The 26,553-nt window shown below is 61.2% G+C and carries 26 protein-coding genes; 13 read left to right on the top strand and 13 right to left on the bottom strand.

Features of this window, described 5'->3' with window-relative positions:
* Positions 1–82 precede the first annotated feature (82 nt).
* The 8 genes from OKB77_RS14045 to nudF all read right to left on the bottom strand — a co-directional run bounded on the left by OKB77_RS14045 (position 83) and on the right by nudF (position 6,551).
* Entirely contained in the window at positions 83–2,092 is a 2,010-nt protein-coding gene (locus OKB77_RS14045) for an FUSC family protein (RefSeq protein ID WP_270817854.1), read from the bottom strand.
* 1 nt (position 2,093) lies between these two features.
* Entirely contained in the window at positions 2,094–2,960 is an 867-nt protein-coding gene (locus tag OKB77_RS14050) for an efflux RND transporter periplasmic adaptor subunit (protein ID WP_043849649.1), read from the bottom strand.
* The gene (locus tag OKB77_RS14055) at positions 2,953–3,195 is read right to left on the bottom strand and encodes a DUF1656 domain-containing protein (RefSeq protein WP_033113020.1); all 243 of its coding nucleotides are present in this window, start codon (positions 3,193–3,195) and stop codon (positions 2,953–2,955) included. Before OKB77_RS14055 ends, OKB77_RS14050 begins: the two co-directional genes overlap by 8 nt.
* Positions 3,196–3,391: 196 nt before the next feature.
* A complete protein-coding gene (locus OKB77_RS14060; RefSeq protein WP_270817855.1) occupies positions 3,392–4,015 on the bottom strand; it encodes an NUDIX hydrolase in 624 nt (207 codons plus the stop codon).
* A 2-nt stretch (positions 4,016–4,017) separates the two neighbouring features.
* A complete protein-coding gene (locus OKB77_RS14065; RefSeq protein WP_270817856.1) occupies positions 4,018–4,605 on the bottom strand; it encodes a YqiA/YcfP family alpha/beta fold hydrolase in 588 nt (195 codons plus the stop codon).
* A gap of 12 nt (positions 4,606–4,617) precedes the next feature.
* Positions 4,618–5,436 carry a 3',5'-cyclic-AMP phosphodiesterase gene (gene cpdA, locus OKB77_RS14070; protein WP_041202814.1) on the bottom strand — a complete coding sequence of 273 codons (819 nt, stop codon included), beginning with the start codon at positions 5,434–5,436 and terminating at the stop codon, positions 4,618–4,620.
* Positions 5,437–5,458: 22 nt separating this feature from the next.
* Positions 5,459–5,947, bottom strand: coding sequence for a DUF1249 domain-containing protein (locus tag OKB77_RS14075; protein ID WP_234917839.1), 489 nt, complete (start codon positions 5,945–5,947; stop codon positions 5,459–5,461).
* Positions 5,910–6,551, bottom strand: a complete 642-nt coding sequence (gene nudF, locus OKB77_RS14080) for an ADP-ribose diphosphatase (protein WP_270817857.1) — start codon at positions 6,549–6,551, stop codon at positions 5,910–5,912. Before nudF ends, OKB77_RS14075 begins: the two co-directional genes overlap by 38 nt.
* Before the next feature lie 305 nt (positions 6,552–6,856).
* Between nudF and tolC the strand changes: the two genes are divergently transcribed.
* The gene (gene tolC, locus OKB77_RS14085) at positions 6,857–8,176 is read left to right on the top strand and encodes an outer membrane channel protein TolC (RefSeq protein ID WP_270817858.1); all 1,320 of its coding nucleotides are present in this window, start codon (positions 6,857–6,859) and stop codon (positions 8,174–8,176) included.
* Positions 8,177–8,292: 116 nt separating this feature from the next.
* Here tolC and hldE read toward each other — a convergent pair whose 3' ends face one another.
* Positions 8,293–9,720 (bottom strand): bifunctional D-glycero-beta-D-manno-heptose-7-phosphate kinase/D-glycero-beta-D-manno-heptose 1-phosphate adenylyltransferase HldE, encoded by a 1,428-nt coding sequence (gene hldE / locus OKB77_RS14090; protein WP_005335903.1) that lies wholly within the window; start codon positions 9,718–9,720, stop codon positions 8,293–8,295.
* A gap of 204 nt (positions 9,721–9,924) precedes the next feature.
* Between hldE and lpxL the strand changes: the two genes are divergently transcribed.
* From lpxL to OKB77_RS14125, 7 genes are all read left to right on the top strand, one after another.
* On the top strand, positions 9,925–10,848 hold the full coding sequence (gene lpxL, locus OKB77_RS14095) for an LpxL/LpxP family Kdo(2)-lipid IV(A) lauroyl/palmitoleoyl acyltransferase (RefSeq protein WP_021231687.1): 924 nt from the start codon (positions 9,925–9,927) through the stop codon (positions 10,846–10,848).
* Between the two features lie 626 nt (positions 10,849–11,474).
* Entirely contained in the window at positions 11,475–13,397 is a 1,923-nt protein-coding gene (locus OKB77_RS14100; protein ID WP_123172309.1) for a PTS mannitol transporter subunit IICBA, read from the top strand.
* 37 nt (positions 13,398–13,434) lie between these two features.
* A complete protein-coding gene (locus OKB77_RS14105) occupies positions 13,435–14,580 on the top strand; it encodes a mannitol-1-phosphate 5-dehydrogenase (protein WP_005363105.1) in 1,146 nt (381 codons plus the stop codon).
* 133 nt (positions 14,581–14,713) lie between these two features.
* Positions 14,714–15,235 carry an MltR family transcriptional regulator gene (locus tag OKB77_RS14110; RefSeq protein ID WP_005335907.1) on the top strand — a complete coding sequence of 174 codons (522 nt, stop codon included), beginning with the start codon at positions 14,714–14,716 and terminating at the stop codon, positions 15,233–15,235.
* A gap of 190 nt (positions 15,236–15,425) precedes the next feature.
* On the top strand, positions 15,426–17,213 hold the full coding sequence (locus tag OKB77_RS14115; RefSeq protein ID WP_110303612.1) for a cation:proton antiporter: 1,788 nt from the start codon (positions 15,426–15,428) through the stop codon (positions 17,211–17,213).
* Positions 17,210–17,782: a DNA-J related domain-containing protein gene (locus OKB77_RS14120; RefSeq protein WP_123172308.1), complete on the top strand. Its 573-nt coding sequence runs from the start codon at positions 17,210–17,212 to the stop codon at positions 17,780–17,782. The genes OKB77_RS14115 and OKB77_RS14120 overlap by 4 nt, the downstream gene beginning before the upstream one ends.
* A gap of 64 nt (positions 17,783–17,846) precedes the next feature.
* Positions 17,847–18,095 (top strand): hypothetical protein, encoded by a 249-nt coding sequence (locus OKB77_RS14125; RefSeq protein WP_005354919.1) that lies wholly within the window; start codon positions 17,847–17,849, stop codon positions 18,093–18,095.
* A 60-nt stretch (positions 18,096–18,155) separates the two neighbouring features.
* Here the strand turns inward: OKB77_RS14125 and OKB77_RS14130 are convergent, their stop codons facing one another.
* Positions 18,156–18,668 carry a mechanosensitive ion channel domain-containing protein gene (locus OKB77_RS14130; protein WP_005354921.1) on the bottom strand — a complete coding sequence of 171 codons (513 nt, stop codon included), beginning with the start codon at positions 18,666–18,668 and terminating at the stop codon, positions 18,156–18,158.
* 13 nt (positions 18,669–18,681) lie between these two features.
* On the bottom strand, positions 18,682–19,647 hold the full coding sequence (gene zntB, locus OKB77_RS14135) for a zinc transporter ZntB (RefSeq protein ID WP_005341467.1): 966 nt from the start codon (positions 19,645–19,647) through the stop codon (positions 18,682–18,684).
* Between the two features lie 139 nt (positions 19,648–19,786).
* Between zntB and OKB77_RS14140 the strand changes: the two genes are divergently transcribed.
* Positions 19,787–20,236, top strand: coding sequence for a YaiI/YqxD family protein (locus OKB77_RS14140; protein ID WP_005335916.1), 450 nt, complete (start codon positions 19,787–19,789; stop codon positions 20,234–20,236).
* A gap of 125 nt (positions 20,237–20,361) precedes the next feature.
* Positions 20,362–20,862 carry a metal-dependent hydrolase gene (locus tag OKB77_RS14145; protein WP_123174108.1) on the top strand — a complete coding sequence of 167 codons (501 nt, stop codon included), beginning with the start codon at positions 20,362–20,364 and terminating at the stop codon, positions 20,860–20,862.
* Positions 20,863–20,926: 64 nt separating this feature from the next.
* Here the strand turns inward: OKB77_RS14145 and OKB77_RS14150 are convergent, their stop codons facing one another.
* Complete coding sequence (locus OKB77_RS14150) at positions 20,927–22,132, bottom strand: NupC/NupG family nucleoside CNT transporter (protein WP_005363118.1); 1,206 nt, start codon at positions 22,130–22,132, stop codon at positions 20,927–20,929.
* Positions 22,133–22,674: 542 nt separating this feature from the next.
* Between OKB77_RS14150 and dbpA the strand changes: the two genes are divergently transcribed.
* Positions 22,675–24,054, top strand: a complete 1,380-nt coding sequence (dbpA, locus tag OKB77_RS14155) for an ATP-dependent RNA helicase DbpA (protein WP_005335919.1) — start codon at positions 22,675–22,677, stop codon at positions 24,052–24,054.
* 89 nt (positions 24,055–24,143) lie between these two features.
* A complete protein-coding gene (locus OKB77_RS14160; protein WP_005335921.1) occupies positions 24,144–24,434 on the top strand; it encodes a YkgJ family cysteine cluster protein in 291 nt (96 codons plus the stop codon).
* A 27-nt stretch (positions 24,435–24,461) separates the two neighbouring features.
* On the opposite strand, the gene OKB77_RS14165 is transcribed toward OKB77_RS14160, so the two are convergent.
* Positions 24,462–24,869 (bottom strand): hypothetical protein, encoded by a 408-nt coding sequence (locus OKB77_RS14165; RefSeq protein WP_069554668.1) that lies wholly within the window; start codon positions 24,867–24,869, stop codon positions 24,462–24,464.
* Between the two features lie 268 nt (positions 24,870–25,137).
* Between OKB77_RS14165 and OKB77_RS14170 the strand changes: the two genes are divergently transcribed.
* Positions 25,138–26,532: a PepSY-associated TM helix domain-containing protein gene (locus OKB77_RS14170; RefSeq protein ID WP_123172307.1), complete on the top strand. Its 1,395-nt coding sequence runs from the start codon at positions 25,138–25,140 to the stop codon at positions 26,530–26,532.
* Positions 26,533–26,553: the final 21 nt, after the last annotated feature.

Genomic DNA, 26,553 nt, shown 5'->3' on the forward strand with positions numbered 1-26,553 from the left:
CTTACTCGTTGGGAGGGTATTGGACAAACTTGGCTGCGGGAAAGGGTGATCCGGAGGGGATTGTTCCCCTCCGGAGGCTGTTTCAGCTCCCTTCGGCCGGGCCCGGCAGCTCCTGTTGCAGTTGGGAGAGCGAGCTTTGCAGCCGCCACACCATGCCTGCCAGCTCTCGCGCCGTGCCATCGCCATGGTTGGCCAGCCCCTGACTGATCCGCTGCAGCTCGGCCAGCGTGCGGTCGAGGGAGGCGTGCTGCACCCCCTGCTCGGTGAGGATCCCCTTCAGGCTGCGGATACAGTTGTCACGCACCAGATAGAGAGGATGTTCGTCACCGCGCCACTGGCGCAGCTGCCAGACGATATGGCTGCAGTTGAGCAGCACCACGCCCCAGCGCAGCACCCAGAGGCGGGCGGTCTGATCCTGACTCTGGCCGAGCTGGCTGATGCAGTGGTAGATCAGCGATTCGAACTGGCTCTCGCTCTGGCGCGGGGCCGGCTCCAGCTGATCCATGAAGTGGCGGCGCAGGGAGCGGATGAGGCGGCGGCTCTTGCGCCGATCCGAGCTGGGTCGCAGCAGCTGAAACGCCAGCGCGGCGCTCATCACCCCCAGCATCTGGGCGAGGCTGCTGTTGATGAACTGCTGATAGTCGTAGCTGGGCGGATTGGTGATGGCGAGAAACGAGCCGAGCAGCACGATCATCTGGCCCCAGAGGCCCGCCTGCCGCACCTGCTGTTGTTTGCAGAGCTGCATGGTGAGCAGCGCCGGAAAGAGCAAGAGGCAGAAAACCCAAAAGTCGTCGATGCGGATCATCAGGCCAAACTTGACCGCAAAGCAGATGAGGCTGAGCAGCAGGATCGCCCTGAGCATGGTGTTGGCCCCCTGAGCCGGCGCCGGGGTCGCCGAGTAGAGCACGCAGCAGATGGAGAGCATGGTGAGCGCCGAGCTGCCCGCATCCCACTGACTGTTGATCCAGAAGGTGCAACCGAGCAGCACGCAGAGGAAGGTGCGCCCGCCGTTGTAGGCGGCCTCCAGCGTGTCGGTATGGCTGGTGAGAGAGGTGTGACGGGGCGGCGCCGGCCACTCCTGATCGTCGTAGCAGGACAACCGGTCAAGCCAGCGCTGACACTCCAGATAGCTCCAGCAGAAGTGGCGCAGCCGCAGCAAAAAGGTGCGCAGTCGATAATCATGCTCGCTGGTCGGCGTCAGGGGAGCCAGTAACCTCGCGACCCGATACTTGTCGCACCCCGGCTTGCCAAGCTCGGCCAGCAGGGTGGCGAGCAGCGCCTGAATGCCTTCCGGTTGTTCCGGCCAGTTGTGCAGCATGCGGCGCTGGCTGGAGATAAGGCTGATCAGGCGCAGCTGGCGATGGAGCAGGAAGTTGAGCAGCCGGTTCTGGCGCCGCAGCCGGTGATGGCTCCAGACCGCCTGAATGCGCAGCACGTTCATGGTGAGGATCTGGCCGATCAGCCCTTCGTGGGAGCTGCGCACCTCGGGCGTCATCTCCCCCAGCCAGAGCAGCTGGGCATGCTCCAGCAGACGAGCTTGGCTCTTGCGCAGGGATTCCAGCAGGGTTTCGCTATCCGAGGTGCTGGGCAGGATCATCATCATCAGACCGCCGCAGAGGATACCGATGATCACCTCGCTCACCCGGGCCTGGGCGATATCGAAGATATGGTGGGGATCCGCCACATTGACGCAGGAGAAGGCGATGATGGCGGCTGTGTATCCGCCGAGGGCAAAGGCGTAGGAGACGTTGTTCTGATAGTGATTGGAGATGTAGGTACACAAACCCAGCCAGAGGGCGATAAGGAAGCTGAACAGCCAGGGATCGCTGATGCCAAGACCGGTGATCACCACCGCCGCCATCGCCCCCATCAGGCTGCCAACCACCCGCCCCAGACTCTTGCTGATCACCCCGCCCACGGTGGGAAAACTCACCACCGCGGCCGAGCTCATCGCCCAGTAGGGAGAGTCGAGCTGCAGCACGAAGGCCAGCCAGAGCGACAGGCACATGGCAAGCGCATTGCGCAGGGCATAGCGCCACTGCCCCCCTGTCGCCCTCCCCCAGGGGGTACGCAGCCAGAATGACTCGTTCACCCTACTCGCCAATGGTGATGGTGCAAGTGGTACCGGCGATCAGCGTCACGTCAGCCGGCACATCCAGCAGCTTGATCCGCACCGGCACCCGCTGGGCCAGCCGCACCCAGGGCACGTTGGGTTTGACGTCGATCAGCAAGCCCTTGCCGCCATCGACGCTCTGATCGTGGATGGCGCGCCCTATGCTCTCCACCTCGCCGCGCAACCGCTGTTCCCCGCTGTAGAGCACCACTTCGGCCGGTTTGCCCGGCGCTATGTGGCCAAGCTTGGTCTCTTCAAAATAACCCTGCACATAGAAGGAGTGAGTATCCACCAGCGCCACCAGCGGCACGCCGGCACTGGCATAGTTGCCGACCCGGGTCTGCAGGTTGGTGATGTAACCATCGCTCGCCGCATGCACCCGAGTCTTGGCCAGCGACCACTCCGCCTTCTCCAGATTGGCCTGCGCCACCTGATAGGCCGCCTGCATCGCCTGGGCATTGAGGCGCGCCTCATCCATCGTCTCGGCGGAGATGACGCTGCGCGACAGGCCACTGCGCCGGTTCGCCTCGTGCTCTGCCTTGTCGAGATCCGATTTCGCCTTGGCCAGCGCCGCCCGGGCATTATCGAGGGCGATCCGGTAGGGCTCGGGGTCGAGCGTAAAGATCTCCTCCCCCGCCTTCACCAGCTGGTTGTCCTTCACCGCTATCTTGATGATCTTGCCCGACACCTCGGGGGTAATGCTGACCAGCTCGGCGCGCACCTTGCCATCCCGGGTCCAGGGCCCCTGCATGTAGTAGTTCCACAGCCACCAGCCCGCCGCCAGCGCCAGCGCGCAGACCAGCAGGGTGGAGAAGTATTTGAGGGTCGCGAGAGGTGATTTAGCCATGTAACAGCATCCATAGAGCGCCGCTGACGGCGAGGATAAAGAGGGAGAGATCCATCAGCAAGGGGTGCCAGACATCCCCGCCATAGAGCCAGTCGCGCAGCAGATGGTGCACCGGCAGCCAGCAGAGCAGGCCGAGCAGCACCGCCTTGAACAGCGGCGGAAAGTAGAGAGAGGCGCCCAGTACCAGATCCGGCAGCGCAGAAGGAGTTGTCACAAACGTGCTCCCTGTTGGCAGTGAAGTTCAGAAGAGTCAGGCCATCCCCTGCCCCGGGCGAGGCAAAGTAAACAGGCCGCTAAAGATTAACACTGCCCCGCAGGGCGCAACAGGAACATATGAGCCCCTTTTGTTCAGACCTGTCGATCCGCCGGGTGATGCACACCATCGCGCGTCGGCACCTCCCCCAGCTCGAACGGGTTGACGTCCTCAGATGTCAATCAAACAGGGTATCGCGCCGCCCCTGCAGCAAGTGCTCATGGAGGGTGCGCAACTGGGAGGCCACCACCCGATGGTGGGAGAGCGGGGGCAAGTCGTCGATGGGGAAGTAACCCGCCCCTTTGGTTTCATCGGTTTCGCCCAGCAACTGGCCGCCGGTCACCTCGCACAGGAAGAAGGCCTTGTGGGCGTGAGGCAGCTGGGGCGGATGAGGGTGTTTTAGCTTGTCGAACAGGGCCAGCAGTTGCACCGCACGGCACTCAAGGCCGGTCTCCTCCACCACTTCACGCACCACAGCATCCGCCGGCGAGTCGCCGATATCGCACCAGCCACCGGGCAGAGTCCAGCAGTCGTCGCTGCGCTCCTGTACCAGCAGGATATGACCCGCATCGTTCTGAATGAAGGCCCGCACATCGAGCTTGGGGGTGGGATAACCGCTGTCGAGGGCAATCCAGTCGCTGATGGCTTCCGGCGCCAGCTCGCTCTGGTTGGCGATAAGGGCCACGGTGGCCGCGCGCAGCGCCTCGAAACGGCCGATATCGAAGGGGTCTTTGGAGTAGGTGAGGCCCGCTTGCGCCGTGGCCAGTACCTGTTCCAGAAAGGCGGCCAACGGCGGTTGCATGATTAAAGCCCGAGGAAACGGATAATCTGGGCGGGGTAGCGCTCGAACGCCACAAAGGCATGGTCGCCGCCGCACTCCAGCGAGAGACGGGCAAAGCGGTATTCGTCCAGCGCCTTGCGATAGTCGAGCACCTCATCTCCCTGCTGTTGCAGGATCCAGAGTCGCTCCGGCGCCGTCACCGGTACCGCCAGTGCCCGCAGCTCATCCATATGTTCAGGCAGCAGTACATACTGCTCACCCGTATAGGGATTGGTCTGGGGGCCAAGGTAGTCACAGAGCAGCTCGTGCGGGCGCACCGCCGGATTGATCAGCGCGGCGCGGCAGCCGTACAGCTCGCTCACCCGGGTCGCCATAAAGCCACCAAGGGAACTACCCACGGAGCCGAGCTTGAATTCACTACCATAACGACGCTGCAGATCGGCAATGGTCTGTTCGATAGCCGCCCAAGCCGCCGCCGGCGTATTGGGCTGAGCCGGAATGATCACCTCGATGTCGGGCCGATTGGCGGCCACCCAGGCAGCCATCTGCTGCGCCTTGGCGGAGCCCGGTGAGGAGTTGAAACCGTGCAGATAAAGGAGAACCGACTTCATGGAATGCTCTCCTCAATAACCGGTGGCGTTGGGGTCGGGCACAAACTGTCCCACCGGCAGGCGCCACACCTCGCTGGCCACCCGCCCATCCGGATAGAGGGTGAGATAGCGCCAGCCCGGGCCGGATTCATCCAGCGCGAAGCCGTCGGATAGCGGTTTGAACTGAATGCAGGTGGAGGGGCTGGCAATCAGCCGCACCCCGCGGTGCACCTCGTCAAACTCCTGATGAACGTGGCCGAACAGGATGGTCTTCTGCTGCGGATGACGAGCCAGCACGGCGAACAGGTCATCGGCATTCTTGAGATTGTGCTGATCCAGCCAGGCGCAGCCCACCGGTACCGCCTGATGGTGCAGGGTGATAAGGGCGTGGCGATCAGGATATTGACGCAGGGCACGGTCGAGGGCGGCCAGCTGGTGATCGCCAATCATGCCGTGGGGTTTGCCGCGCACCTGGGTGTCGAGCAGGATCACCTGCCAGTGGTCGCCCACCAGCTGTTTGGATTCGCTGATCCCGGCGGCATGGAGATATTCGGTCATCAGCGGGCTGTCATCGTGATTGCCCGGCAGCCAGTAGATGGGGCGGCCCAGGGGCGCCATCATGGAGGCGAAACGCTGATAGGATTCCGGGCTGTGATCCTGTGACAGATCGCCGGTCGCCAGAATCACCTCGTAGGGGTGTTCATTGGCCTGCACCTGTTCCAGCACGGCGGCCAGACTCTCTGCGGTGCGCACAGCCAACAGCCGCCCTTCGGCACTCGCGAAGAGGTGGGTGTCGGTAATTTGCAACAGGCGCACACTGCCGTCCTGCGCCTGGGGGAGCTCTGTTTCCAAAATCACGCTTCTTTTTATTTGTTCAACTGGAGATATTGATCGGGCTGGTACCATGTCTGAGACAAAATTTTAGCCATTCGGCCAGAAACAGATTTACCTGCTCCTTTTCGTCCCGCTGGTGCATCTTTTTATTGGGATAATCATAACGTGGTTGCAAACGGGAAATCTGTTGCGCTGCACACACTTCCGCCATCCGCACGTCATGATACAAACGAATCTCTATCTGAGCTTGTAAATATTCGGGCAATTCGGGGTTGTGCTGGCTCAGGATCACCTGATTGGTGAAGCGACTCTCGCCAATGATGGTGAGCTGGAACTGCAGATCGTTGCCGACCCGATAGCGGCGCTCGGCCCCGACCTCTCCATCTGGCGGCAGCAGCTTCATCAATGCCATGTAGTTGACCTCGCAAGTACGCTGCAAGGACATCAGATCAGGCACATAGCGCCTGCTCTGTTGCAGGGTCAGCGCCACCTCAGCGATCCGCCAGCCAGCGGGCACGCAGCTCGCCATGGTTGAGGGCCAGCCACTGCAGGGCAATGACCGAGGCCGCATTGTCGATGCGTCCCTCTTTGAGCCAGGCGTAGGCCTGCTCGCGGCTCACCACGTGCACCCGGATATCCTCGCCCTCATCCGCCAGACCGTGCAGACCACTCGCCTTGCTGGCATCCACCTCGCCCACAAAGACCTCGATCCGCTCGGTGCTGCCGCCCGGGCTCACCAGATAGCTGATGGCATGCTCGCAGCGGGCCACCTCGATCCCGGCCTCTTCAACCGCTTCGCGACGCACCACCGCCTCGGCGGTCTCCCCTTCGTCGATGATGCCGGCCACCAGCTCAAGCAGCCAGGGGGTCGGGCTGGTCTCCATGGCGCCGATACGGAACTGCTCCACCAGCACTATCTGGTCGCGTACCGGATCATAGGGCAGCAGCGCGGCAGCATGGCCCCGCTCGAAGAGCTCGCGCACGATGGGCTGATTCCAGCCGCCAGCAAATAACCGATGCTGCAGACGATAGACATTCACCTTGAAGAAGCCGTTATATCCAGCTGATTTTTCAATGATTTTCACATCATCGGTGGCGTAATGCCGATCTTGCGGCAAGGGTTGCTGCGACATCCGGGGCTCCCGTCAGCTTGACTTGTATCAGTTTGACCATAAAATCCGAGGAACATGAATGAACGTTCATTCACTCGGCGTGCCATGGTAATGAGGGGTGGATTTTAGCAGCCACAGACCATTTGGCTAGGCGCGCGGGGAGAAAACTGCGTCCGGTTCTTGACGTTCCCGTCACCGGACCTGAGACTCTTAGCATTAAATTTTGCTTACTAGTAGAGTGATTAAGCTGCAATCAAGCTTGGTCGGTGACAATATTTGCCTCTCCAGCAACCAGTTTGGGTTACTACATAAGGTTAAAACGATCTATGAAAAGAACACTTTTGTCAGTCATGGTGTTGCTGGGCGTCAGTGCCGGTGCCCATGCCGAAAACCTGCTCGACATCTACCAGCAAGCCCAGATCAAAGACCCGCAGTTGCTGCAGTCCAAAGCCGTTCGCGACCAGGCCTTCGAGAAGATCAACGAATCCCGCGCCCCTCTGCTGCCCCAGATCGATCTGGGTGCCGGGCTCAATTATCTGCAAAACAAGAACGATACCCAGAGCAATACCAACGCCAAGGGTGAAGTGACGCTGTCGCAATCCCTCTATCGTCGGAGCAACTGGGTCAATCTGGATATCAGCGAGAAGCAGGCCACCCAGTCAGATGTTGCCTACAACCTCGAAATCCAGAACCTGATGGTGCGCACCGCCAAAGCCTACTTTGATGTGCTCAAGGCGATGGATACCCTGGAGTTCGTCCGTGCCAACAAGGTTGCGGTAGAGCGTCAGCTGGAGCAAACCCAGCAGCGTTTCGAAGTGGGCCTGACCGCCATCACCGACGTCCATGAAGCCGAAGCCTCCCGCGACCAGGCGCTGGCTGACGAGATCAATGCAGAAAACTCGCTGGACAACAGCTACGAGACCCTGCGCGAGCTGACCGGTATCGATCACCGCAATCTGGACGTGCTGAACACAGATCGTTTCAGCCCGCAGAAGACCGCCTTCGGCTCCGACAAGTGGCTGGAGCTGGCGCTGGACAAGAACCTGCAACTGCACAGTGCCCGCATCAGCAAGGACATTGCCAAGGAGCAGATCGATCTCGCCAAGACCGGCCATGAGCCGACTCTGGATCTCGGTGCCGGACTGCAAACCAGCAATACCGATTACAAGCTGGATAGCATTCCGGGCGGCAATGACAATCAGGCCAATATCGGTCTGACCTTCAAGCTGCCCATCTACAGCGGTGGCGCCACCAGCTCCAAGGTGAAGCAGGCTCAATACAACTACGTAGCGGCCAGCGAACTGCTGGAGAAGAACTTCCGCTCGGTGCAGAGCACTGTGCGCTCCTCCTACAACAACGTGAACGCCAGCATCGGCTCGGTGCGCGCCTACAGCCAGTCTGTGGTCTCCGCCGACAGCGCCCTGAAGGCGACCGAAGCCGGTTACGAAGTGGGTACCCGTACTATCGTCGACGTGCTGGACTCCACCCGCAAGCTGTACGAGGCCAAGCAGAAACTCTCCGAAGCCCGTTACAACTACATCCTCAATATCCTGAGCCTGAAACAGGCTGCCGGTATTCTGGAAGCGCAGGACCTGGTGGAAGTGAACCAGGGCCTGATGCCCGCCACGGCAAAAGCCAAAAGCTGATAGCCGCTATCGGACATGAAAAAGGCGACCGCAAGGTCGCCTTTTTGTTATCCGTATTTCTGTCGGCTTGCTACCGCCGATAATGAGCCCCGCCAGATTGCGGGGCCAGCAGCGCGTTAGCCGCGCTCGCGGATCGTCTTGATGATGTCGGTGGTGGAGCAGCCATCCTCGAAGTTGAGAACGCGCACCTCACCGCCATTGGCAGTCACTTCGGCGTAACCGGCGATATCTTCCGGCTTGTAGTCACCGCCCTTCACCAACAGATCCGGCAGGATCTCGGCGATCAGGCGCTGCGGGGTATCTTCACCAAACGGCACTACCCAGTCCACCGCGCCCAGCGCAGCCAGTACCGCCATGCGGCGCTCGGTCGGGTTGACCGGACGACCCGGCCCTTTCAGACGGCGAACCGACTCGTCTGTGTTGACCGCCACGATCAGACGATCCCCCAGCTTGCCCGCATTGGCCAGATAGGAGACATGGCCGGCGTGCAGGATGTCGAAGCAGCCGTTGGTCATCACCACCTTCTCGCCACGCAGACGGGCGGCACGAACCGCCACTTTCAGCTGGGCTTCGGACATGACGCCGAAGCCGGTCTCCTGCTCGGTATAGAGGGCGTTGGCCAGCTCGACCGGGCTAACGGTAGAGGTACCCAGCTTGCCGACCACGATACCGGCTGCGGTATTGGCCAGCGCGCAGGCTTCGTCCAGGCTCTTGCCTGCCGCCAGTGAGGTAGCCAGAGTGGAGATGACGGTATCACCGGCACCGGTCACATCATAAACCTCGTGGGCCTGAGCCGGCAGATGCAGCTCCGGCTGACCTTCGCGGATCAGGGTCATGCCGTTCTCGGAACGGGTGACCAGCAGGGCATCCAGCTCGAAACGCTTGACCAGATCCAGCCCCTTGGCGACCAGCTCCTCTTCGCTCTTCACCTTGCCCACCACGGCCTCGAATTCGGACATGTTGGGGGTCAGCAGAGTGGCACCGCGATACTTCTCGAAGTCGGTCCCCTTGGGGTCGACCAGCACCGGAATACCGGCGGCTCGGGCGCGCTGGATCATGCCGGGCACGTCGTTGAGAGCACCCTTGCCGTAGTCGGAGAGGATCATCACGTCGCTGTTTGGCAGCGCCTGCTCGACCTTGCTCATCAGCAGGGTGGCATCGACGGAGTGGAAGGGCTCTTCAAAGTCCAGACGCAGCAGTTGCTGGTTGCGGGACAGCACCCGCAGCTTGGTGATAGTCGGGAAGTCGGCCAGACGAACGAAATCACAGGCCACCTTGACGCCAGCCATCTGGCCAGCCAGCGCATCGGCCGCTTCATCCTGACCGGTCAGGCCAAGCAGCACGGCATGAGCGCCAAGGGCGGCGGAGTTGAGGGCCACGTTGGCTGCGCCACCGGGACGCTCCTCAATGTGTTCAACCTTGACCACGGGCACCGGCGCCTCGGGCGAGATCCGACCGGTAGGGCCATGCCAGTAACGGTCCAACATGACATCGCCAACGACCAGAACGCGGGCTTTTTCAAAATCGGGCAGGGTGATCTTCATCTGTATCGACTCTCAAAACCTGAAAAATCAGCGGGCGATTTTATCACACTCTTTTATCCGGTGTAGAAAAAGCCGACCGCAGTTGCCGCCGCTGTCACGCTAACCGGACGCAGGCTACCCCTCTGACCAGCACACAGCCATTCGCCCCCGCCCCCCCTTTTCGGCTAGAATCCCCCGATTGTGTTTGCGAACAAGAGATTAGCCATGGCCCATGACAACGCTCCCCGCCTGGAGCCCCGCCTGTTTCATCCCCGTTACTGGGCCAGCTGGTTCGGCCTCGGCCTGCTCTGGCTGCTGACCCTGCTGCCGTGGCGCAGCCAGATGTGGCTGGGCCGTCAGCTCGGTCGCCTCGCCGCCAGGATATTGAAGTCCCGGGTGAAGATTGCCCGTCGCAATCTGGAGCTGGCGATGCCCGAGCTGACCCGGGATGAGCGGGAGAAACTGCTCAAGGCAAACTTCGAGAGCGTGGGCTGTGCCGTGTTCGAGGTGGGGATCGCCTGGTTCTGGCCAGACTGGCGGATGCGCAACCTGATGAAGGTGGAAGGGGAAGAGCACGTTATCGCAGCCATGGAGAAGGGACAGGGCATGCTGCTGCTCTCCTGCCACTTCCTGACGCTTGAACTCAACGCCCGCTGTTTCGGACTGGTACGGCCCGGGGTGGGGGTCTATCGCCCCAACACCAATCCGGTGCTGGAGTATGCCCAGTATCACGGTCGCTGCGCCTCCAACAAATATCTGGTGGACCGGATGGATGTGAAGGGGATGATCAAGGCGCTGCGCAACGGCGACGCCCTCTGGTATGCACCGGATCACGACTACGGCAGCCACGCCAGCGTGTTCGTGCCCTACTTCGCGGTGGAGCAAGCCGCCACCATCACCGGCACCGCCACCCTGGCGCGGGTGAAAAACACCGTCACCCTGCCCTGCTACAACATCCGCACCAGCGAGGGTTACACCCTGCATATCGGGGCGCCGCTCGCCGACTACCCCAGCGGGGATGACATGGTTGATGCCGCCCGCGCCAACCGCGAGATTGAAGCCGCCGTGCGCAAGGCGCCGGAGCAGTACATGTGGCTTCATCGCCGCTTCAAGACCCGCCCCTCCCCCGAGGATGCCGGCTTCTACTGAGCCGCAGCCCCGACAGGGCTCAGATCGCAAAAACCGACAAACCGCCTGCTGGCGGTTTGTTTTTATCTGCAGTCTGGCCTGCGCAGCAAACAAGCGCCCCGAACATCTGCCGCTCGATAACATCCTGCATGTTGGCGCCCATTCCCATCGGCCAGCCGCAAAAGAGACCTCATCACCAACCGTAAAAACTGAAAGCGGGTTACAAATTTATTGATTCATTGGTAAGCAATGGAGTATTTCGATAGATCCATCGCCACTACCCACTGATGAGTAATTGAGTGATTTGTCCCATTCGAATACAAAAATTGAATTTGTGACGAAAGTCACCATTCAACAAGAGAGCCACAAAACAACTTTAGTGATTTGAGTCACAAAAAATGACCATGCAAAACAGAAAAGATCGAAATGTAGCCGAATTACAGCATGAGAATGTGATGTGAGTCACTGGTTATGGAGGGGGTATCGCTGGGTATCTGAGACCTGGATCACAAGACACCCCGTTTTCAGCCTAATTTGATCGCAAGCTGGTAGATTGAAGTTGCTTAGACGACCGGGATGGAGGTTCGGCAAAACCGGCCATCCCGACTACCACTTTTAATCAAACAGGCTTAAAACGGGGTCCCGACATGTTATCACCGGATACCAAAGTCAAGATACAGAATTTTGGACGCTTCCTGTCCAATATGGTCATGCCCAACATAGGCGCCTTTATCGCCTGGGGCTTTATCACCGCCCTCTTCATCCCCACCGGCTGGCTGCCCAATGAAACCTTGGCCAAGCTGGTCGGCCCCATGATCACCTACCTGCTGCCGCTGCTGATTGGCTACACCGGCGGCAAACTGATGGGCGGTGAGCGCGGCGGCGTGGTCGGTGCCATCACCACCATGGGTGTCATCGTGGGAACCGATATCCCCATGTTCATGGGAGCCATGATGGTCGGCCCGCTCGGTGGCTGGGCCATCAAGCGCTTCGACAAGGCGATGGACGGTCGCGTCAAGAGCGGCTTCGAGATGCTGGTCAACAACTTCTCCGCCGGGCTTATCGGCATGCTGCTGGCCATCCTCGCCTTCTTCGTGATTGGCCCCTTCGTCAAGGTGCTCTCCGGCATGCTGGCCGGTGGCGTCGGCTTCCTGGTGGAAAACCACATGCTGCCGCTCACCTCCATCTTCGTTGAACCGGCCAAGATCCTGTTCCTCAACAACGCCATCAACCACGGCATCTTCTCGCCGCTGGGGATCCAGCAGGCGACCGAGCACGGCAGCTCTATCTTCTTCCTGATTGAAGCGAACCCGGGCCCGGGCATGGGTGTGCTGCTGGCCTACATGGTGTTCGGTCGTGGTGCGGCCAAGCAGTCCGCTGCAGGTGCCTCCATCATTCACTTCTTCGGCGGCATCCACGAGATCTACTTCCCGTATGTGCTGATGAACCCGCGCCTCATTCTGGCGGTGATCGCCGGTGGCATGACCGGGGTCTTTACCCTGACCCTGTTCAACGCAGGTCTGGTCTCCCCTGCCTCACCGGGTTCCATCTTCGCCGTGCTGCTGATGACGCCGAAAGCCTCCCTGATCGGGGTCGCCCTCTCCATCATCAGCGCCACTCTGGTCTCCTTCCTGGTCGCCGCCGTGTTCGTTCGCGCCCAGCAGCCGGAAGCCGACGAGGCCGATGCCCTCAGTGAAGCCACTCGCAAGATGAAAGCCATGAAGGGCGGCAAGCCAGAAACTGCAGCGGCCAAGAAGCCGGGCGGCGAACTGATGGCAGTGCGCAATATCGTAGTGGCCTGCGATGCGGGCATGGGTTCCAGCGCCATGGGCGCCGGCATGCTGCGCAAGCGGGTACAGGCCGCCGGGCTCGATATCAGCGTCACCAACCGCGCCATCGATCAGCTCGACGATCAGGTGGACTGGGTCATCACCCACAAGGATCTGACCGAACGGGCCCGTCGCCATGCGCCGAACGCTCACCATATCTCGCTCACCAACTTCCTCGACAACGGCCTCTATCAGGAGCTGGTACAGAGCCTGAGCCGCGCTGCCAACGATGATGTCGCCAACCCGCAGCTGCTGGTGGCGGCCAACGACGACAGCTATGAGCCGCAGGCAGCCGAAGTCTTTACCCTGAGCCGTCATGACGTGCATCTGGGACTGAAAGCCGACAGCAAGGAGGCCGCCATCCTGACTGCAGGAAGACTGCTGGCGGAGCGGGGCTACGTGGCGCCCGACTACGTCAACGCCATGCTGGAGCGGGAACAGCTGGTCTCAACCTACCTCGGCGAATCCATCGCCGTGCCTCACGGCACCATCGCCGCCAAGGAGTTTGTGAAGCGTACCGGCATCGTCATCTGCCAGTACCCGGCCGGGGTCGCCTTTGGCGAGGCTGCCGATGAGGTAGCGCGGCTGGTGATCGGCATCGCCGCCCGCAACGACGAACATATGCAGGTGATAACCCGCCTGACCAATGCACTGGATGAACCCGGTCTCATCGACCGGCTGGCCAGCACCACGGATCCCCAGGCCTTCCTGGATCTGCTGGGTGCCGAACAGGCTGCGTAATCATCTTTCATCGTCTTTGGTTCAAGAGGTTAATATCATGAAAACATTGCATTTTGGTGCTGGTAACATCGGTCGCGGCTTTATCGGCAAAGTGCTGGCGGATGCCAGCCATCAGGTCACCTTCGCCGACGTCAACGACACCCTGATCGACCAGCTCAACCACCGTCAGGAGTACAAGGTCCATGTAGTAGGGGCGGATCAGAAGCTGGATGTGGTGCGCAACGTGGCGGCGGTGAGCTCCGCCGGTCACGAGGTGATCGCCCGCATCATCACCGCAGATCTGGTCACCACGGCAGTGGGCCCCAACATTCTGGACAAGATTGCCAGCACCCTGGCCAAGGGGCTGCAGGCCCGTTTCGATGCCGGCAACCTGACTCCGCTCAACGTCATCGCCTGCGAAAACATGGTGCGCGGCACCAGCCACCTCAAGCGGGAGGTACTCAAGTACCTGCCGGTCGCGTATCATGCCACGCTCGAATCCTGTATCGGCTTCGTCGACTCAGCGGTGGATCGCATCGTGCCGCCCGCCGCGGCTGCCAACGATGACCCGCTGGAAGTGACGGTAGAGAGCTTCAGCGAGTGGATCGTCGACCAGACCCAGTTCAAGGGGGAGCTGCCACAGGTGGCGGGCATGGAGCCCACCGACAACCTGATGGCCTTCGTCGAGCGCAAGCTGTTCACCCTCAACACCGGCCACATCGTCACCGCCTACCTCGGCAAACTGCGGGGCTACCGCACAGTGCGCGAGGCGATCGAGGATCCGGTGATCCGCAGCAAGGTACGCCGCGCCATGGAGGAGAGCGGTGCCGTGCTGGTAAAACGCTACGGCTTCGACCCGCGTCTGCACGCCGCCTATATCGAGAAGATCCTGGCCCGCTTCGCCAACCCCTATCTGGTGGACGAGATTGACCGGGTCGGCCGTCAGCCGCTGCGCAAGCTGGCGGCGGGGGATCGACTGGTGAAGCCGCTGCTCGGCACCCTGGAGTACGGCCTGCCCAACGAGCAGTTGCAGGAGGGGATCGCCGCGGCGCTCCACTATCGCAATGCCGATGATCCGCAGGCGGTGGAGTTGCAAGCCCTGCTGGCGGAGCTTGGCCCGGCCAAAGCGTTGGCCCGCGTAACCGGACTGGATGAAGAGAGCGAGGTGGTTCGCGCCATCGTCGCCCGTTACGAAACCCTGTAATGACCCTGCTTGCGGCGCATTCAGCCACCACTGATAGCGCGCCAAGCGCTTGAATGGCAAGGGAATGTGCCCCATATGATAAAAACCGGGAGAGAGGCCCACTCTCTCCCTGTCAGCTGGACCCAATGCACCTATGACCACACACCAGGAAGATGAAGTACTGGAACGACTGAACGAGCAGGATGGCCCCCGCGGCTTCTTTCTCGAAGCCGTGACCATCCTGGAAGAGGCGGTCGACTCCCTGATGCGACGCGCGTTCCGTCAGGAGGAGTATGCCGTCAAATACGCCATCGAACCCCTGCTCAACCAGAGCGGCCCCCTCGGCCAGCTGGAGGTGCGCCTCAAGCTCATCTTCGCCCTCGGCCTCATCTCACTCGAGCGCTATCAGGATATCGAAGCCTATATCAAGATCCGCGACTTTCTGGTGCGCGACCCCAAGGATTACCGCTTCAGCGACAAGCCGATCCGCGATCTGCTCGACCGCCTGCACGGGGTCAATCAGGGCGGCATGATGAAGCTGGAGCCCCCCGCCAGCGAAGAGGATTGGGCCTTCTACCAGATGCAGCTCAACCGGCTCGATCAGATGGTGCGCTCCGCACTGGTACTGGCGCTGGCCGACTGTGTCGGCGAGCTCCACAAGGAGAGCCCCATCTAATCCGGCCCCGAGGCCACCCCATCACCACGGTTGGCGTCTGGCTGGCGCCCTGCACACCACCGCCAGCCACCATGACGCCGACTGTCGCACATCTCCCCATCCCGGCCATGATGCACGCTCCTTCAGGTGTCAATCTGACCAACTTAGCCACTACACTAGCTCCATACTCACTGCCTGAATCGAGGTCTGCATGATTGCCCTCTCTCTGGCCGGGATCGCCCTGGTCTCCGTGCTGGCCCAATGGCTCGCCTGGTCGCTGCGGGTACCCGCCATCCTGTTTCTGCTGCTCACCGGCCTGACTCTGGGCCCGGTCAGCGGCCTGCTCGACCCCGATGCCCTGCTCGGGGATCTGCTGTTTCCGCTGGTCTCCCTGTCGGTAGCCATCATCCTGTTCGAGGGGGCGCTGACCCTCCATCTGGCCGAGCTCAAGGGGATCGGCAAGGTGGTGCGCAATCTCTGCTCCACCGGCATGCTGGTCAGTTTCGCCGTCATCGGCAGCGCCGGTTACTTCCTGCTGGGGCTGGACTGGCGGGTCGCCACCATGCTCGGCGCTGTGCTGGTGGTAACGGGCCCGACGGTGATCGCCCCCATGCTCAACGTGATCCGCCCCACCCGGGAGGTGGACCGCATCCTGCGCTGGGAGGGGATCGTCATCGACCCCATCGGCGCCCTGTTTGCGGTGCTGGTGTTCGAGGCGGTGCGTCTCGGCAGTCAGGGGGATCTCATCAGCCATACCCTGCTGGCGCTGGGCAAGACAGTGCTGGTCGGCTCCCTGATCGGGGTGGCGGCAGGCTGGCTCACCACCCTGCTCATTCGCAAGGACTGGCTGCCGGTCAGCCTGCACAAGTTCGGCGTGCTGGCGCTGGTGCTGGTCACCTTCAGCCTCTCCAACTGGCTGAGCCACGAATCTGGCCTGCTGGCGGTGACCGTGTTCGGCATCTGGCTCGCCAATCAGGAGGGACTGGATCTGGAGGAGGTGCTGGCGTTCAAGGAAGATCTCGCGGTCATCCTTATCTCCAGCCTGTTTATCCTGCTGGCGGCCCGCCTCGATCTGGCCCAGCTCTGGCAGCTCGGCCCCATGGTGCTGGCGCTGCTCTGCGTGGTGCAATTCGTAGCTCGTCCGCTCTGTATTCTGGTCTCGACCTGGGGCTCGGATCTCTCCTGGCGAGCTCGCGCCCTGCTGAGCTGGATCGCCCCGCGCGGCATAGTCGCGGCAGCGGTCAGCGCCTCGTTTGCCATCAGCCTGCATCAGGCCGAGATCCCCGATGCCGACAAGCTGGTGCCGCTGGTATTTGCAGTGATCATCTCTACTGTGGTGTTGCAGAGCCTCACCTCGGCACCGCTGGCCAGCCTGCTCAAGATGCGCCAGAGCGCCCCCAACACCTGGCTCATCATAGGGGCCAACTCGGTGGCGCGGGCCATTGGCAAGGCGCTGGCGGATCAGGGGGTGCCGGTGCAACTCTGCGATCCCGCCTGGGAGTTCTGCAAACAGGCGCGGATGAGCAACCTCCCCTGCTACTTCGGCAACCCCCAGTCAGAACATGCCGAGCTGCACCTGCCGCTCACCAGCATCAGTACCGTGCTGGCGCTCTCCCCCAACCGCCACAACAACGCCCTCGGGGTGCTGCACTTTGCCCACCTCTACGGCGAGGAGCAGGTCTACTCCCTGCGATCCAGCGAGCAACACGGCAAGGCCAACCGGGAGAGTGCCACCTTTCGCGCTCGCCAGAACCTGTTCGGCCCCGACATCAACTATGCCCGGCTGAGCGGCCTGCTGAGCCGGGGTGGCCAGATCAAGGCGACCCGCCTGAGCGAGGCGTTCGACTGGGCCCAGTATCAGACCGCCAATCCCGGCGCCATCCCGCTGTTCATCATGGATGGCAAGGGCAAGCCCCAGATCGTTACCGGCCCCGTCACTCCGCAGGCGGGTGAGCTGCTGATCGCCCTGCAGCCACCCAGAGAGCAGGGCGCCGAATGAACGAAGCCAACAACAATCCGCTGATCGCCCCTCTGCTGGTGCTGCTGCAGCAGGCGGCGGGCAGCTACAAGGTGCATGAGCTGATGGCCGCTCTGCGCCAGCAGGGAGCGATCCCCCGGCTGACCGACGACGAGCAGTTGCAGCTGTTTCGGGTCAACTTCCTGATCATGAACGCCCTCTACCAGCTGCAGGCCGAGCTTTATGAAGAGGGTTGGTGGCTGGTGATCAGCACCCTGGATATCCGGCTCGAACCACTGGTCGGGAGCTCGGAGGCTAGCCACGGCTTTGCCCTTGGCGAAAATCTGCGTAGCTACTATCTCGACTGGCAGGTGTTCTGGCAGACCGATCGTGCCGAAGTGGAGGCCCTGCTCAACCGCTTCTGGTGCGCTTATGACGGAGAGGGACACAAAGCCGAGGCGCTGGCCCTGTTCGAGTTGAATGAGGGGGCGAGTCAGGAGGCGATCCGCCGCCGCTGGCGGGAGCTGGCACTGCAACACCATCCGGATCGGGGCGGCAATGCCGAGACTTTTGTCCGCATCCGCTGGGCATGGGAGGTCCTGCGGGGATGATCCCGTTGCCGCATATAAAGGGCAGGCATAGACTGGAGCTGGAAATTCCCCACAGGAGAGCATCATGACAGTCAGTGAACTTCGTAAGCTCTATCAGCAACAGATCCTGCAAGAGGCCGAAATCCTCCACGACGTGGCCATCCCCGGATGGATCATCGAATTCAGAGGCAAGGATGGCGCCCTCTACGAGCTGACCGACACCCTCGGCTGCCCGGTCAGCTTCGGCACCGTCGAGCAGGCCCGCGAACATCTGCATCAGGTGGCCGACTGCCCGGTTCAGGTGGAGCACCTCTACCGCTTCTTCGAACGCTAGCCCCACCCACCGCACACTAAAAAGGCTCCCGAGGGAGCCTTTTGTTAATCCGGTTGCTTTCTATTCCGGTTGTAGCGGTTCCGCCACCTTGCCCTCCAGCTTTCTGACCGGCTTTTGCAGGATCAGGTTGGCCGGATAGGTGACCAGATCGCCGTTGTCATCACGCACCCGCACATAGAAGAGGCCAATCTCGGTGATGACGCCGGTGACCGAATCATCCTTGTCGAGGATGCGGATCCGGTCGCCAATCTTGTAGGGGAAGGCGAAGAAGATGGTGATGCTGGCGGTGATGTTGGAGAGGATCGACCACTGGGCGACCATGGCGACCCCCAATACCGCAAAGAAGGAGGAGGCGAGCACCACCAGTCGGGAGAAGTCGAGCCCCCACACCCCGGCCAGCACCAGCAAGGTGGCGCAACCGAGCAGGAAGTGGAACACATGGGCCACGTAGAGCACCCGGTTCTCGCTCACCTGCCTGCTCTGACCGAGCGCCAGCAGGCTCTTGTGAATCAGCCGCCGGATCAGGGTATGACCCAGCAACAGCAGCAGGGTCAGGCCAATTGATTGCCACATGGGTTATGCCTCCTTACCACCAGCGCCGATGTTTGAGCCAGATTGCCAGCCCGCTTGCCAGCGCCACCAGTGAACCACAGAAGACCCAGAAGGCGGTCGGATTCTCGGCCCCGGGGATACCGCCGAGGTTGATGCCAAACAGACCGGTCAGGAAGCTGGCAGGCAAAAAGAGCAGCGCCATCACCGACATCTGGTAGGCGCGGCGGTTGGTCGCCTCCGCCATCAGATTGTTGATCTCGTCTGCCAGCACAGCGGTGCGCGCCACCCCGGCATCGAGGTCATCGAGCCAGCGCCGCAGTCGATCGGCGATATCGAGCAGGCGACGGCGGTCATCCTCATCCAGCCAGCTGATCTTCTCGTTGGCCAGCCGCGCCACCAGATCCCGCTGCGGCGAGAGGTAGCGGCGGATCATAATGAGCTGCTTGCGGATCAGCGCCAGTCGGCCATTGGCGGGCATGTCGCGCATCAGCACCATCTCCTCCAGATCGAGGATCTTGTCGTGCAGCTCCTCGACAAACTCCCCCGCCCGATCGGTCAGGGCATCGCAGATCTCCACCAGCCAGTCGGCCGGGGTATCGGCGCCGCCCCCCAGCTTGAGCTGGTTGAACACATCCTGCTCGGAGAGCAGCGGACGACGACGGCTGCTGATGATGAGATCCGGGGTGATGAAGATGCGCAGCGCCACCATCTCTTCGGGCCTGTGATCCTTGTTGTGGTTGATGCCGCGCAGGATCAGCAGCACAGTCTCCCCCATCCGCACCAGCTTGGGACGATTGCTCTGGCCGAGCAGCGACTCCCTGGCCGCCTCGCTGAGCAAGGGTGTCTGCAACAGCCAGCGCGCCGAATCGGGATTGCCGTAATCCAGATGCAGCCAGCCGGGATGTGCCGCCGGGACTTCGCTTCCCGCCGTCAGCGGCGCCATGCCACCCTTGCCATCCAGGGTCAGGGCATAAATCACTTCACCGGGCACCCGATCCATCTCGTCTCCTTCTCGTTTCATATGCTGGCCCCAGCTTACACCAAAGCCGGGGCCGACTCAGCCCCGCGCCGGGAAGGGAGGCCTGTGTTAACATGGCCGCTCTCGTTTTCTATCCGCTTTCACTACAGGAAACCATGCCATGCCCATCTGGGTTGATGCCGATGCCTGCCCCATTCCGGTCAAGGAGATCCTCTACCGCGCCGCCCACCGCGCCCAGGTCGTCACCACCCTGGTGGCCAATCAGGGATTGCGGGTGCCCCCCTCGCCTTTCATCAAAACCCAGCAGGTGGAAAAGGGATTCGATGTGGCAGATCATGTCATCGCCCAGCAGGTTCAACCCGGCGATCTGGTGATCACCGGCGACATCCCTCTCGCCTCCTGGGTGATCGATGCCGGTGGCGAAGCGCTCAATCCCCGCGGCGAGATCTACACCCGCGAGACCATCAAGGCGCGGCTCGGCATGCGCAACTTTATGGAAGAGCTGCGTTCAGCCGGCGTGCAGACCGGCGGCCCGGCCCCCTTCAATGCTGCCGACAAACAACGATTCGCCAACGCCCTCGACAAGTGGCTGGTCAAAGGCAAGCTATAAAGAGACCCTAAAGGCGCCCAACATGGGCGCTTTTTCGCCGTAACATCCTGATTTTTAAAATAAGAGCTGACCACAACCGTCAGGCTGGTAAGATGCGCCGCCATCTTGTCCACGCCGTAATCATCATGACCGCCCAAGGGCACCTGCTCTTCTCCGTTACCTGCACCCTGATCGCCCATAAACTGCAGCTCACTCCGGCACTGGCCGATGCCAGCCTGTGGCAGACCATCCCTGCCGCGCTGGTCAGCGCCCTGTTGCCCGACCTCGACCACCCCAAATCGGTGCTGGGGCAACGACTGCCGTGGATCTCGAAACCTCTGTCGCGGCTGTTCGGCCATCGCGGCTTCACCCACAGTCTGCTGGCGGTCGTCGCCGCCGTCTGGGGGCTGAACCAGAGCCTGCCGCCGGGCACCCTGCCCATGGGGGTCAAGGATGCGCTTATCGTCGGCTACCTCAGCCATCTGCTGGGGGACTGGCTCACCCCGGCGGGCATTCCGCTCTTCTGGCCCATCAAACGCCGTTACCGCCTGCCGGGCTGGCCGCTGCGCAGCGGCGGTGCCATCGAAACCGGCTTTTGCACTCTCACCCTGCTGGTTGCCGGCTGGTGGTGCGGCTGGCAGCTGTAAGCCAGAAACAAAAAAGCCCCTGACGAGGTCAGGGGCCCAAGCCGTGGTGCGAACCACTAGAGGATCAGATCATGATGCCTGCGATAACAGCAGAGAGCAGGCTGACCAGGGTAGAACCGTAGACCAGCTTCAGACCGAAGCGGGAAACCATGTTTCCCTTCTCTTCGTTCAGCGCTTTTACCGCACCGGCGATGATGCCGATGGAGCTGAAGTTGGCGAAGGAGACCATGAAGATAGAGAGGATACCGACGGTGCGCGGAGAGAGCTCGGCAGCCACCTTGCCCAGATCCATCATCGCCACAAACTCGTTGGTCACCAGCTTGGTCGCCATGATGGAGCCAGCTTGCAGCGCTTCACCACTCGGGATGCCCAGGATCCAGGCGATCGGGTAGAAGAGGTAGCCCATGACGAACTGGAAGTTCACGCCAAATGCCATCTCGAACAGGTAGTTGATCAGGGCGATCAGAGCGATGAAGCCCACCAGCATGGCACCCACGATCACGGCAACGGTGAAACCGGCCATGATGTACTCGCCCAGCATCTCGAAGAAGTTCTCTTTCTTCGGCGTGTGGTGCTCGTCACCTTCGGCAATGGCCTTGATGTCGGTCACGGAGTTATCCGGCTCGTAGGGGTTGATAAGCGACAGCACGACGAAGGTACTGAACATGTTGAGCACCAGCGCGGCAACCACGTAGCGCGGCTCGATCAGCTGCATGTAAGCACCGACGATGGACATGGAGACGGTAGACATGGCCGTCGCCGCCAGGGTGTACATCTGCTTCTCGTTCAGGTGCGGCAGGATGTTCTTGAGGGCGATGAAGTTCTCGGACTGGCCGACGATCATCGAGCTGATGGCGTTGAAAGACTCCAGCTTGCCCATGCCGTTGATCTTGGCCAGCACGGTACCGATACCGCGGATCACCAGCGGCAGCAGGCGGATGTACTGCAGAATACCGATCAGCACGGAGATGAAGACGATGGGCATCAGCACCATCAGGAAGAAGGAGAAGGCCCCTTCGTTGACCAGACCACCGAACACGAAGTCGGTACCCTGTTTGGCAAACTCCATCAACTTGGTGAAGCCGGCCGCGAAGCCACCCACCACCGCCAGACCCACTTCGGAGTTCAGCATGAACCAGGCCAGCGCCAGTTCGACCACCAGCAGTTGGCCGATATAACGCAGTTTGATCTGTTTCCAGTTGTGGCGGTTCGCCAGCAGAGAGAGAGCAAGGACCATCACCAGTCCGAGCACAAAGTGAACGTATTCCATACCTGTAGCACCTGAGTAAATTGTAATTTTTGACCGGCGCCATCATAGACATTTGCACATTTAAAAATCAGATAGCCATCACAATCCCGCGCAATATTATGGAGGCAGGATAATACAAACGTTTTTAAATTAATTGTGCAATGAACTGATATTAATCGCGCAACACAGATAACATAAATCCTTTTAAAACATCATGTTGAGTAGTGGTGTCGCCGTTTTCATATTCTTTGAAAATATTTCATCAGCATTTTCGCAACATTCCCTGTGGCGCAGTAACCGTTCGTGAGATATTTCCCAATCATTATATTAAAATACTGAAAATAGAAAACGTTTATCCACGATAAATAATTAGATGAGTGTTTGAAAAATAGTCCTTATTGCTATGTCGGTGATCGTCCGCGATCGGTTTGGCAACAAATGAACCTTTCATGACCCCTCGTGGCCAGCCGTTCAAAAATCCGCCACATCCGGTGCCACATTCTGGTATGATGCGCGGCCTTAGCGCTCGCGCATCCCCGTTTTCTCCGAAATAGAGTCCTTTTGTGAACAACAGCGAATTTAGCAGCCTCAATCTCTCCCCCGCCCTGCAAGAGAACCTCACCAGCCTGGGTTACCTGCAGATGACCCCGATCCAGGCCCAGAGCCTGCCCCTGGTGCTCGATGGCAAAGACCTGATCGCCAAGGCAAAAACCGGCAGCGGCAAGACCGCCGCCTTCGGCCTCGGCCTGCTGGCCAAGCTCAACGTCAACCGCCTCGAAGTGCAGGCGCTGGTGCTCTGCCCGACCCGCGAACTGGCGGATCAGGTGGCTCAGGAGATCCGTCGTCTGGCGCGTGCCCTGCCCAACGTCAAGCTGGTGACCCTGTGCGGCGGCACCCCGACCGCACCTCAGTCCGCCACCCTGAGCTTTGGTGCACACATTGCCGTCGGCACCCCGGGTCGTATTCTCAAGCATCTGGAGCAGGGCACGCTGGAGCTATCCGGCCTCAAGACGCTGGTGCTGGATGAAGCGGATCGCATGCTGGACATGGGCTTTGGCGAAGATATCAACCGGGTCATCAGCTATGCCCCCCAGCAGCGTCAGACCCTGCTCTTCTCCGCGACCTATCCGGAAGGGATCGCCCAGATGAGCCGCGGCGTGCAGCGCAATCCGGTCGAGGTGAGCGTGGAGTCACTGCACGAGGGGAGCGCCATCGAACAGAAGCTCTACGAAGTGCCTGCCGGCCAGCGCCTCGACGCCCTCACCTGGCTGCTGAGTCACTACCAGCCCAGCTCCTGCGTGGTGTTCTGCAACACCAAGCGCGCCTGTAACGACGTGGCAGACCATCTGGCCGCCAAGGGCTTCTCGGCGCTGGCGCTGAATGGCGATCTGGAGCAGCGCGAGCGGGATCAGGTGCTGGTGCGCTTTGCCAACGGCAGCGCCACCATTCTGGTGGCCACCGATGTGGCGGCCCGCGGCCTCGACATCAAGGAGCTGGGCGCCGTCATCAACTACGAGCTGACCTATGATCCCGAAGTGCACGTGCACCGCATCGGCCGTACCGGTCGTGCCGGCCAGCAGGGTCTGGCCCTGAGTCTCTATCAGCCGAACGAAGCCCAGCGCGTCAACTTCATCGAAGAGTACCAGCAGGCTCCGATGCCGCTGGGTGATCTCGACAGCATCGGCCGCGACATCAAGCCGATCGCCCCGCAGATGGTGACCCTCTCCATCGATGCAGGCCGCAAGACCAAGGTGCGGGCCGGTGACATTCTGGGTGCCCTGACCGGTGAAGGCGGCATTGCCGGCGCCGATGTCGGCAAGATCCAGATCTCCGAGCAGTACTCCTACGTCGCCGTGAAGCGCAGCGTGGCGAGCGCCGCCCTCAAGCGGTTGCAGGAAGGCAAGATCAAGGGTCGCAGCTACCGCGCCCGCAAACTGGGCTAAGGTTTTTTGCAAGCCGTTAGCCAGACCACAGGCGCCTGACAGGCGCCTGTTTCATATCTCCGATGCCGCCATGCGGCAAGACAGGCACCATGACCCAAGCAATCCAAACCGATGTGAGCTGCCAGAACTGCGAAGCCTGCTGCTGCCGCCTCGAAGTGATGCTCTTTACCGATACCGGCGTGCCGGACCGTTATGTACTGGAACGGGATGGCGAGATACCGGTCATGCGCCGGCTGGACGATGGCTGGTGCGCCGCCCTCGACCGCAACACCATGATGTGCCGTATCTACGAGGTACGACCGCTGATCTGCCGCGAATTCGAAATGGGTGAACCCGACTGCGTTGACGAGCGGGACAAGTGGTTTATCAAGCTGGAGTAAAACCCGTCCACGCGGTGAGCGGGGTGGTCAAGCGCTCGCAGGTTCACAGGGAGCGATGTTGAGCTGCTCCCCCAGCCACTGGATGGCCGCTGCCTCCTGCTCGAAGTAACGTACCGCCCGAAAGGGTAATCCCTTGAAGATGTTATCCGCCAGATAGCGCTTGAAGCCCCCTACGAAAACCACCGCCAGAAACTGACAGCCACTCTCGGCACACCAGCCAAACTGGCGACGAAAACGGGCCAGCACCTCGGGCCCGGCCGCTTCAAACTCGGTCGCGACCTCGACAATCCCCCAGGGGCCATCCATCAATCCGGCCAGTTCGTGACGAAAGCGCGCCTCATAGGCCATGGCACCAGCCAGATTGAAGGGGCCACTCGGGCGGCAGATCAGCATCTGACCCCTGCGCTCCATGTCAAATTGCCCATGTGGCTGCATGACTGCTCCCATTCCGTTACCACCACCATCGCCTGCAAATTGTTACCACAAGGTAATAATTTATAAGGAAAAGTCCAGCAGCAAACAGGCTTTTCCCAAAGCGTGCTAATCCTATCCGGCAAACCGTTGGCACCTCATGTTACCGACATCCCGCACTGAATCGGTCTCGAGATGTGTGATTGCAGTTAACGAAACGTTACTGCTATTATCCGCGCCGCCACAAACATTCCACCAGCCGAAAGGTTTGGCACCCCAACAAGGATGTGCAATGAAAAACAGGGACTCGAGTCATTACCAACGGATCTGGCGCTGGCACTTCTACGCCGGTCTCTTTGTCGCCCCTTTCCTGATCCTGCTGTCACTGACCGGGATCGTCTATCTGTTCAAACCCCAGCTCGACAACCTGATGTACCCCGAGTTGATGAAGGTCGCCCCCGCCAGCCAGACCCTGAGTGCCGACCAACTGCTGGCCAAGGCGATGATGACCATGCCCGATGCCAGCCTGCGTAAATACCTGCCGCCTGCCGCTCCCGACCTGAGCGCTCAGTTCATCGTCAATCGGGGTGAACAGGAACTGACCCTGTTTATGGATCCCGCCAGCGGCGCCCTGCTCGGCACCATGGATAACAAGTGGAATCTGCAAGCGGTGGCTCGCTCCCTGCACGCCGACCTGCTGCTCGGCACCACGGGGGATCGGCTGATCGAACTGGCCGCAGGCTGGGGGCTGGTACTGCTGCTGAGCGGCCTCTATCTCTGGTGGCCGCGCAAGGGGCCCGGCGTGGGCGGTATTCTCTGGCCCAGAGTCAGCCAGCGTGGCCGCCTCTGGTGGCGCGATCTGCACGCCGTTATCGGCTTCTGGGGCGCAGGTTTCCTGTTGCTGCTGCTCTTGAGTGGCATGACCTGGACCGGTTTCTGGGGCGATCAGTTTGCCGCAGTCTGGAACCGCTTCCCCGCCGCCATGTGGAACGAGGTGCCCAAATCGGCGCCGCTGGCCCGCACCCTGAATCAGGCCCACGAGCAGACGGTTCCCTGGGCGGTGGAGAACACCCCCATGCCCAGCTCGCAGCCAGTTGATGAGGGGCACGATCACGGTGCCATGAACCACGGCGAGCACGAGGGAGTGGTGATGGCAAGCCAGCGGATCCCGCTGCAACGGGTGGTCGAGATCGCCCATGAGCGGGGAGTCCAACCGGGTTACAGCATCACCCCGCCGGTCGGCGCCACAGGCGTCTACACCATCGCCCTGTTTGCCGATGATCCGCGCAACGACGCCACCCTGCATATCGATCAATACAGCGGCAAGGTGCTGGCCGATGTGCGCTGGCAGGATTACGGCACGGTTGCCAAGACGGTGGAGAGCGGCGTCATGCTGCACATGGGCAAGCTCTACGGCTGGCCCCATCAGCTCGCCATGCTAATCATCTGCCTGATGGTGCTGGCCAGCGCCGTGAGTGGTCTGTGGATCTGGTGGTGCCGTCGTCCGCAGGGCCGTCTCGCCGCGCCGCCGCTGCCTGCCAAACTCCCGCCGATGCGAGGTGCCATCACCCTGCTTATCCTGCTGGGGATCGCCTTCCCGCTGGTGGGCGCCTCCATGGTCGCCATCTGGCTGCTGGATACCCTGCTCTTCTCCCGCCGCCCTCTCAGGGTGGTGCGCGCCAGCTAAACCGGCCAAAACCAAAAAGGG

Origin of the sequence: Aeromonas sp. Y318-3, from assembly GCF_027706185.1 — a bacterium.
Lineage (GTDB): Bacteria > Pseudomonadota > Gammaproteobacteria > Enterobacterales > Aeromonadaceae > Aeromonas > Aeromonas veronii.

Excerpts from the sequence above, each read along its gene's own strand:
- OKB77_RS14050 (WP_043849649.1), bottom strand. The coding sequence starts at position 2,960 with ATGGCTAAATCACCTCTCGCGACCCTCAAATACTTCTCCACCCTGCTG.
- OKB77_RS14060 (WP_270817855.1), bottom strand. The coding sequence starts at position 4,015 with ATGCAACCGCCGTTGGCCGCCTTTCTGGAACAGGTACTGGCCACGGCG.
- OKB77_RS14065 (WP_270817856.1), bottom strand. The coding sequence starts at position 4,605 with ATGAAGTCGGTTCTCCTTTATCTGCACGGTTTCAACTCCTCACCGGGC.
- OKB77_RS14075 (WP_234917839.1), bottom strand. The coding sequence starts at position 5,947 with ATGGCGAGCTGCGTGCCCGCTGGCTGGCGGATCGCTGAGGTGGCGCTG.
- nudF (WP_270817857.1), bottom strand. The coding sequence starts at position 6,551 with ATGTCGCAGCAACCCTTGCCGCAAGATCGGCATTACGCCACCGATGAT.
- tolC (WP_270817858.1), top strand. The coding sequence starts at position 6,857 with ATGAAAAGAACACTTTTGTCAGTCATGGTGTTGCTGGGCGTCAGTGCC.
- hldE (WP_005335903.1), bottom strand. The coding sequence starts at position 9,720 with ATGAAGATCACCCTGCCCGATTTTGAAAAAGCCCGCGTTCTGGTCGTT.
- lpxL (WP_021231687.1), top strand. The coding sequence starts at position 9,925 with ATGGCCCATGACAACGCTCCCCGCCTGGAGCCCCGCCTGTTTCATCCC.
- OKB77_RS14100 (WP_123172309.1), top strand. The coding sequence starts at position 11,475 with ATGTTATCACCGGATACCAAAGTCAAGATACAGAATTTTGGACGCTTC.
- OKB77_RS14105 (WP_005363105.1), top strand. The coding sequence starts at position 13,435 with ATGAAAACATTGCATTTTGGTGCTGGTAACATCGGTCGCGGCTTTATC.
- OKB77_RS14110 (WP_005335907.1), top strand. The coding sequence starts at position 14,714 with ATGACCACACACCAGGAAGATGAAGTACTGGAACGACTGAACGAGCAG.
- OKB77_RS14115 (WP_110303612.1), top strand. The coding sequence starts at position 15,426 with ATGATTGCCCTCTCTCTGGCCGGGATCGCCCTGGTCTCCGTGCTGGCC.
- OKB77_RS14120 (WP_123172308.1), top strand. The coding sequence starts at position 17,210 with ATGAACGAAGCCAACAACAATCCGCTGATCGCCCCTCTGCTGGTGCTG.
- OKB77_RS14125 (WP_005354919.1), top strand. The coding sequence starts at position 17,847 with ATGACAGTCAGTGAACTTCGTAAGCTCTATCAGCAACAGATCCTGCAA.
- OKB77_RS14130 (WP_005354921.1), bottom strand. The coding sequence starts at position 18,668 with ATGTGGCAATCAATTGGCCTGACCCTGCTGCTGTTGCTGGGTCATACC.
- zntB (WP_005341467.1), bottom strand. The coding sequence starts at position 19,647 with ATGGATCGGGTGCCCGGTGAAGTGATTTATGCCCTGACCCTGGATGGC.
- OKB77_RS14140 (WP_005335916.1), top strand. The coding sequence starts at position 19,787 with ATGCCCATCTGGGTTGATGCCGATGCCTGCCCCATTCCGGTCAAGGAG.
- OKB77_RS14145 (WP_123174108.1), top strand. The coding sequence starts at position 20,362 with ATGACCGCCCAAGGGCACCTGCTCTTCTCCGTTACCTGCACCCTGATC.
- OKB77_RS14150 (WP_005363118.1), bottom strand. The coding sequence starts at position 22,132 with ATGGAATACGTTCACTTTGTGCTCGGACTGGTGATGGTCCTTGCTCTC.
- OKB77_RS14160 (WP_005335921.1), top strand. The coding sequence starts at position 24,144 with ATGACCCAAGCAATCCAAACCGATGTGAGCTGCCAGAACTGCGAAGCC.
- OKB77_RS14165 (WP_069554668.1), bottom strand. The coding sequence starts at position 24,869 with ATGCAGCCACATGGGCAATTTGACATGGAGCGCAGGGGTCAGATGCTG.
- OKB77_RS14170 (WP_123172307.1), top strand. The coding sequence starts at position 25,138 with ATGAAAAACAGGGACTCGAGTCATTACCAACGGATCTGGCGCTGGCAC.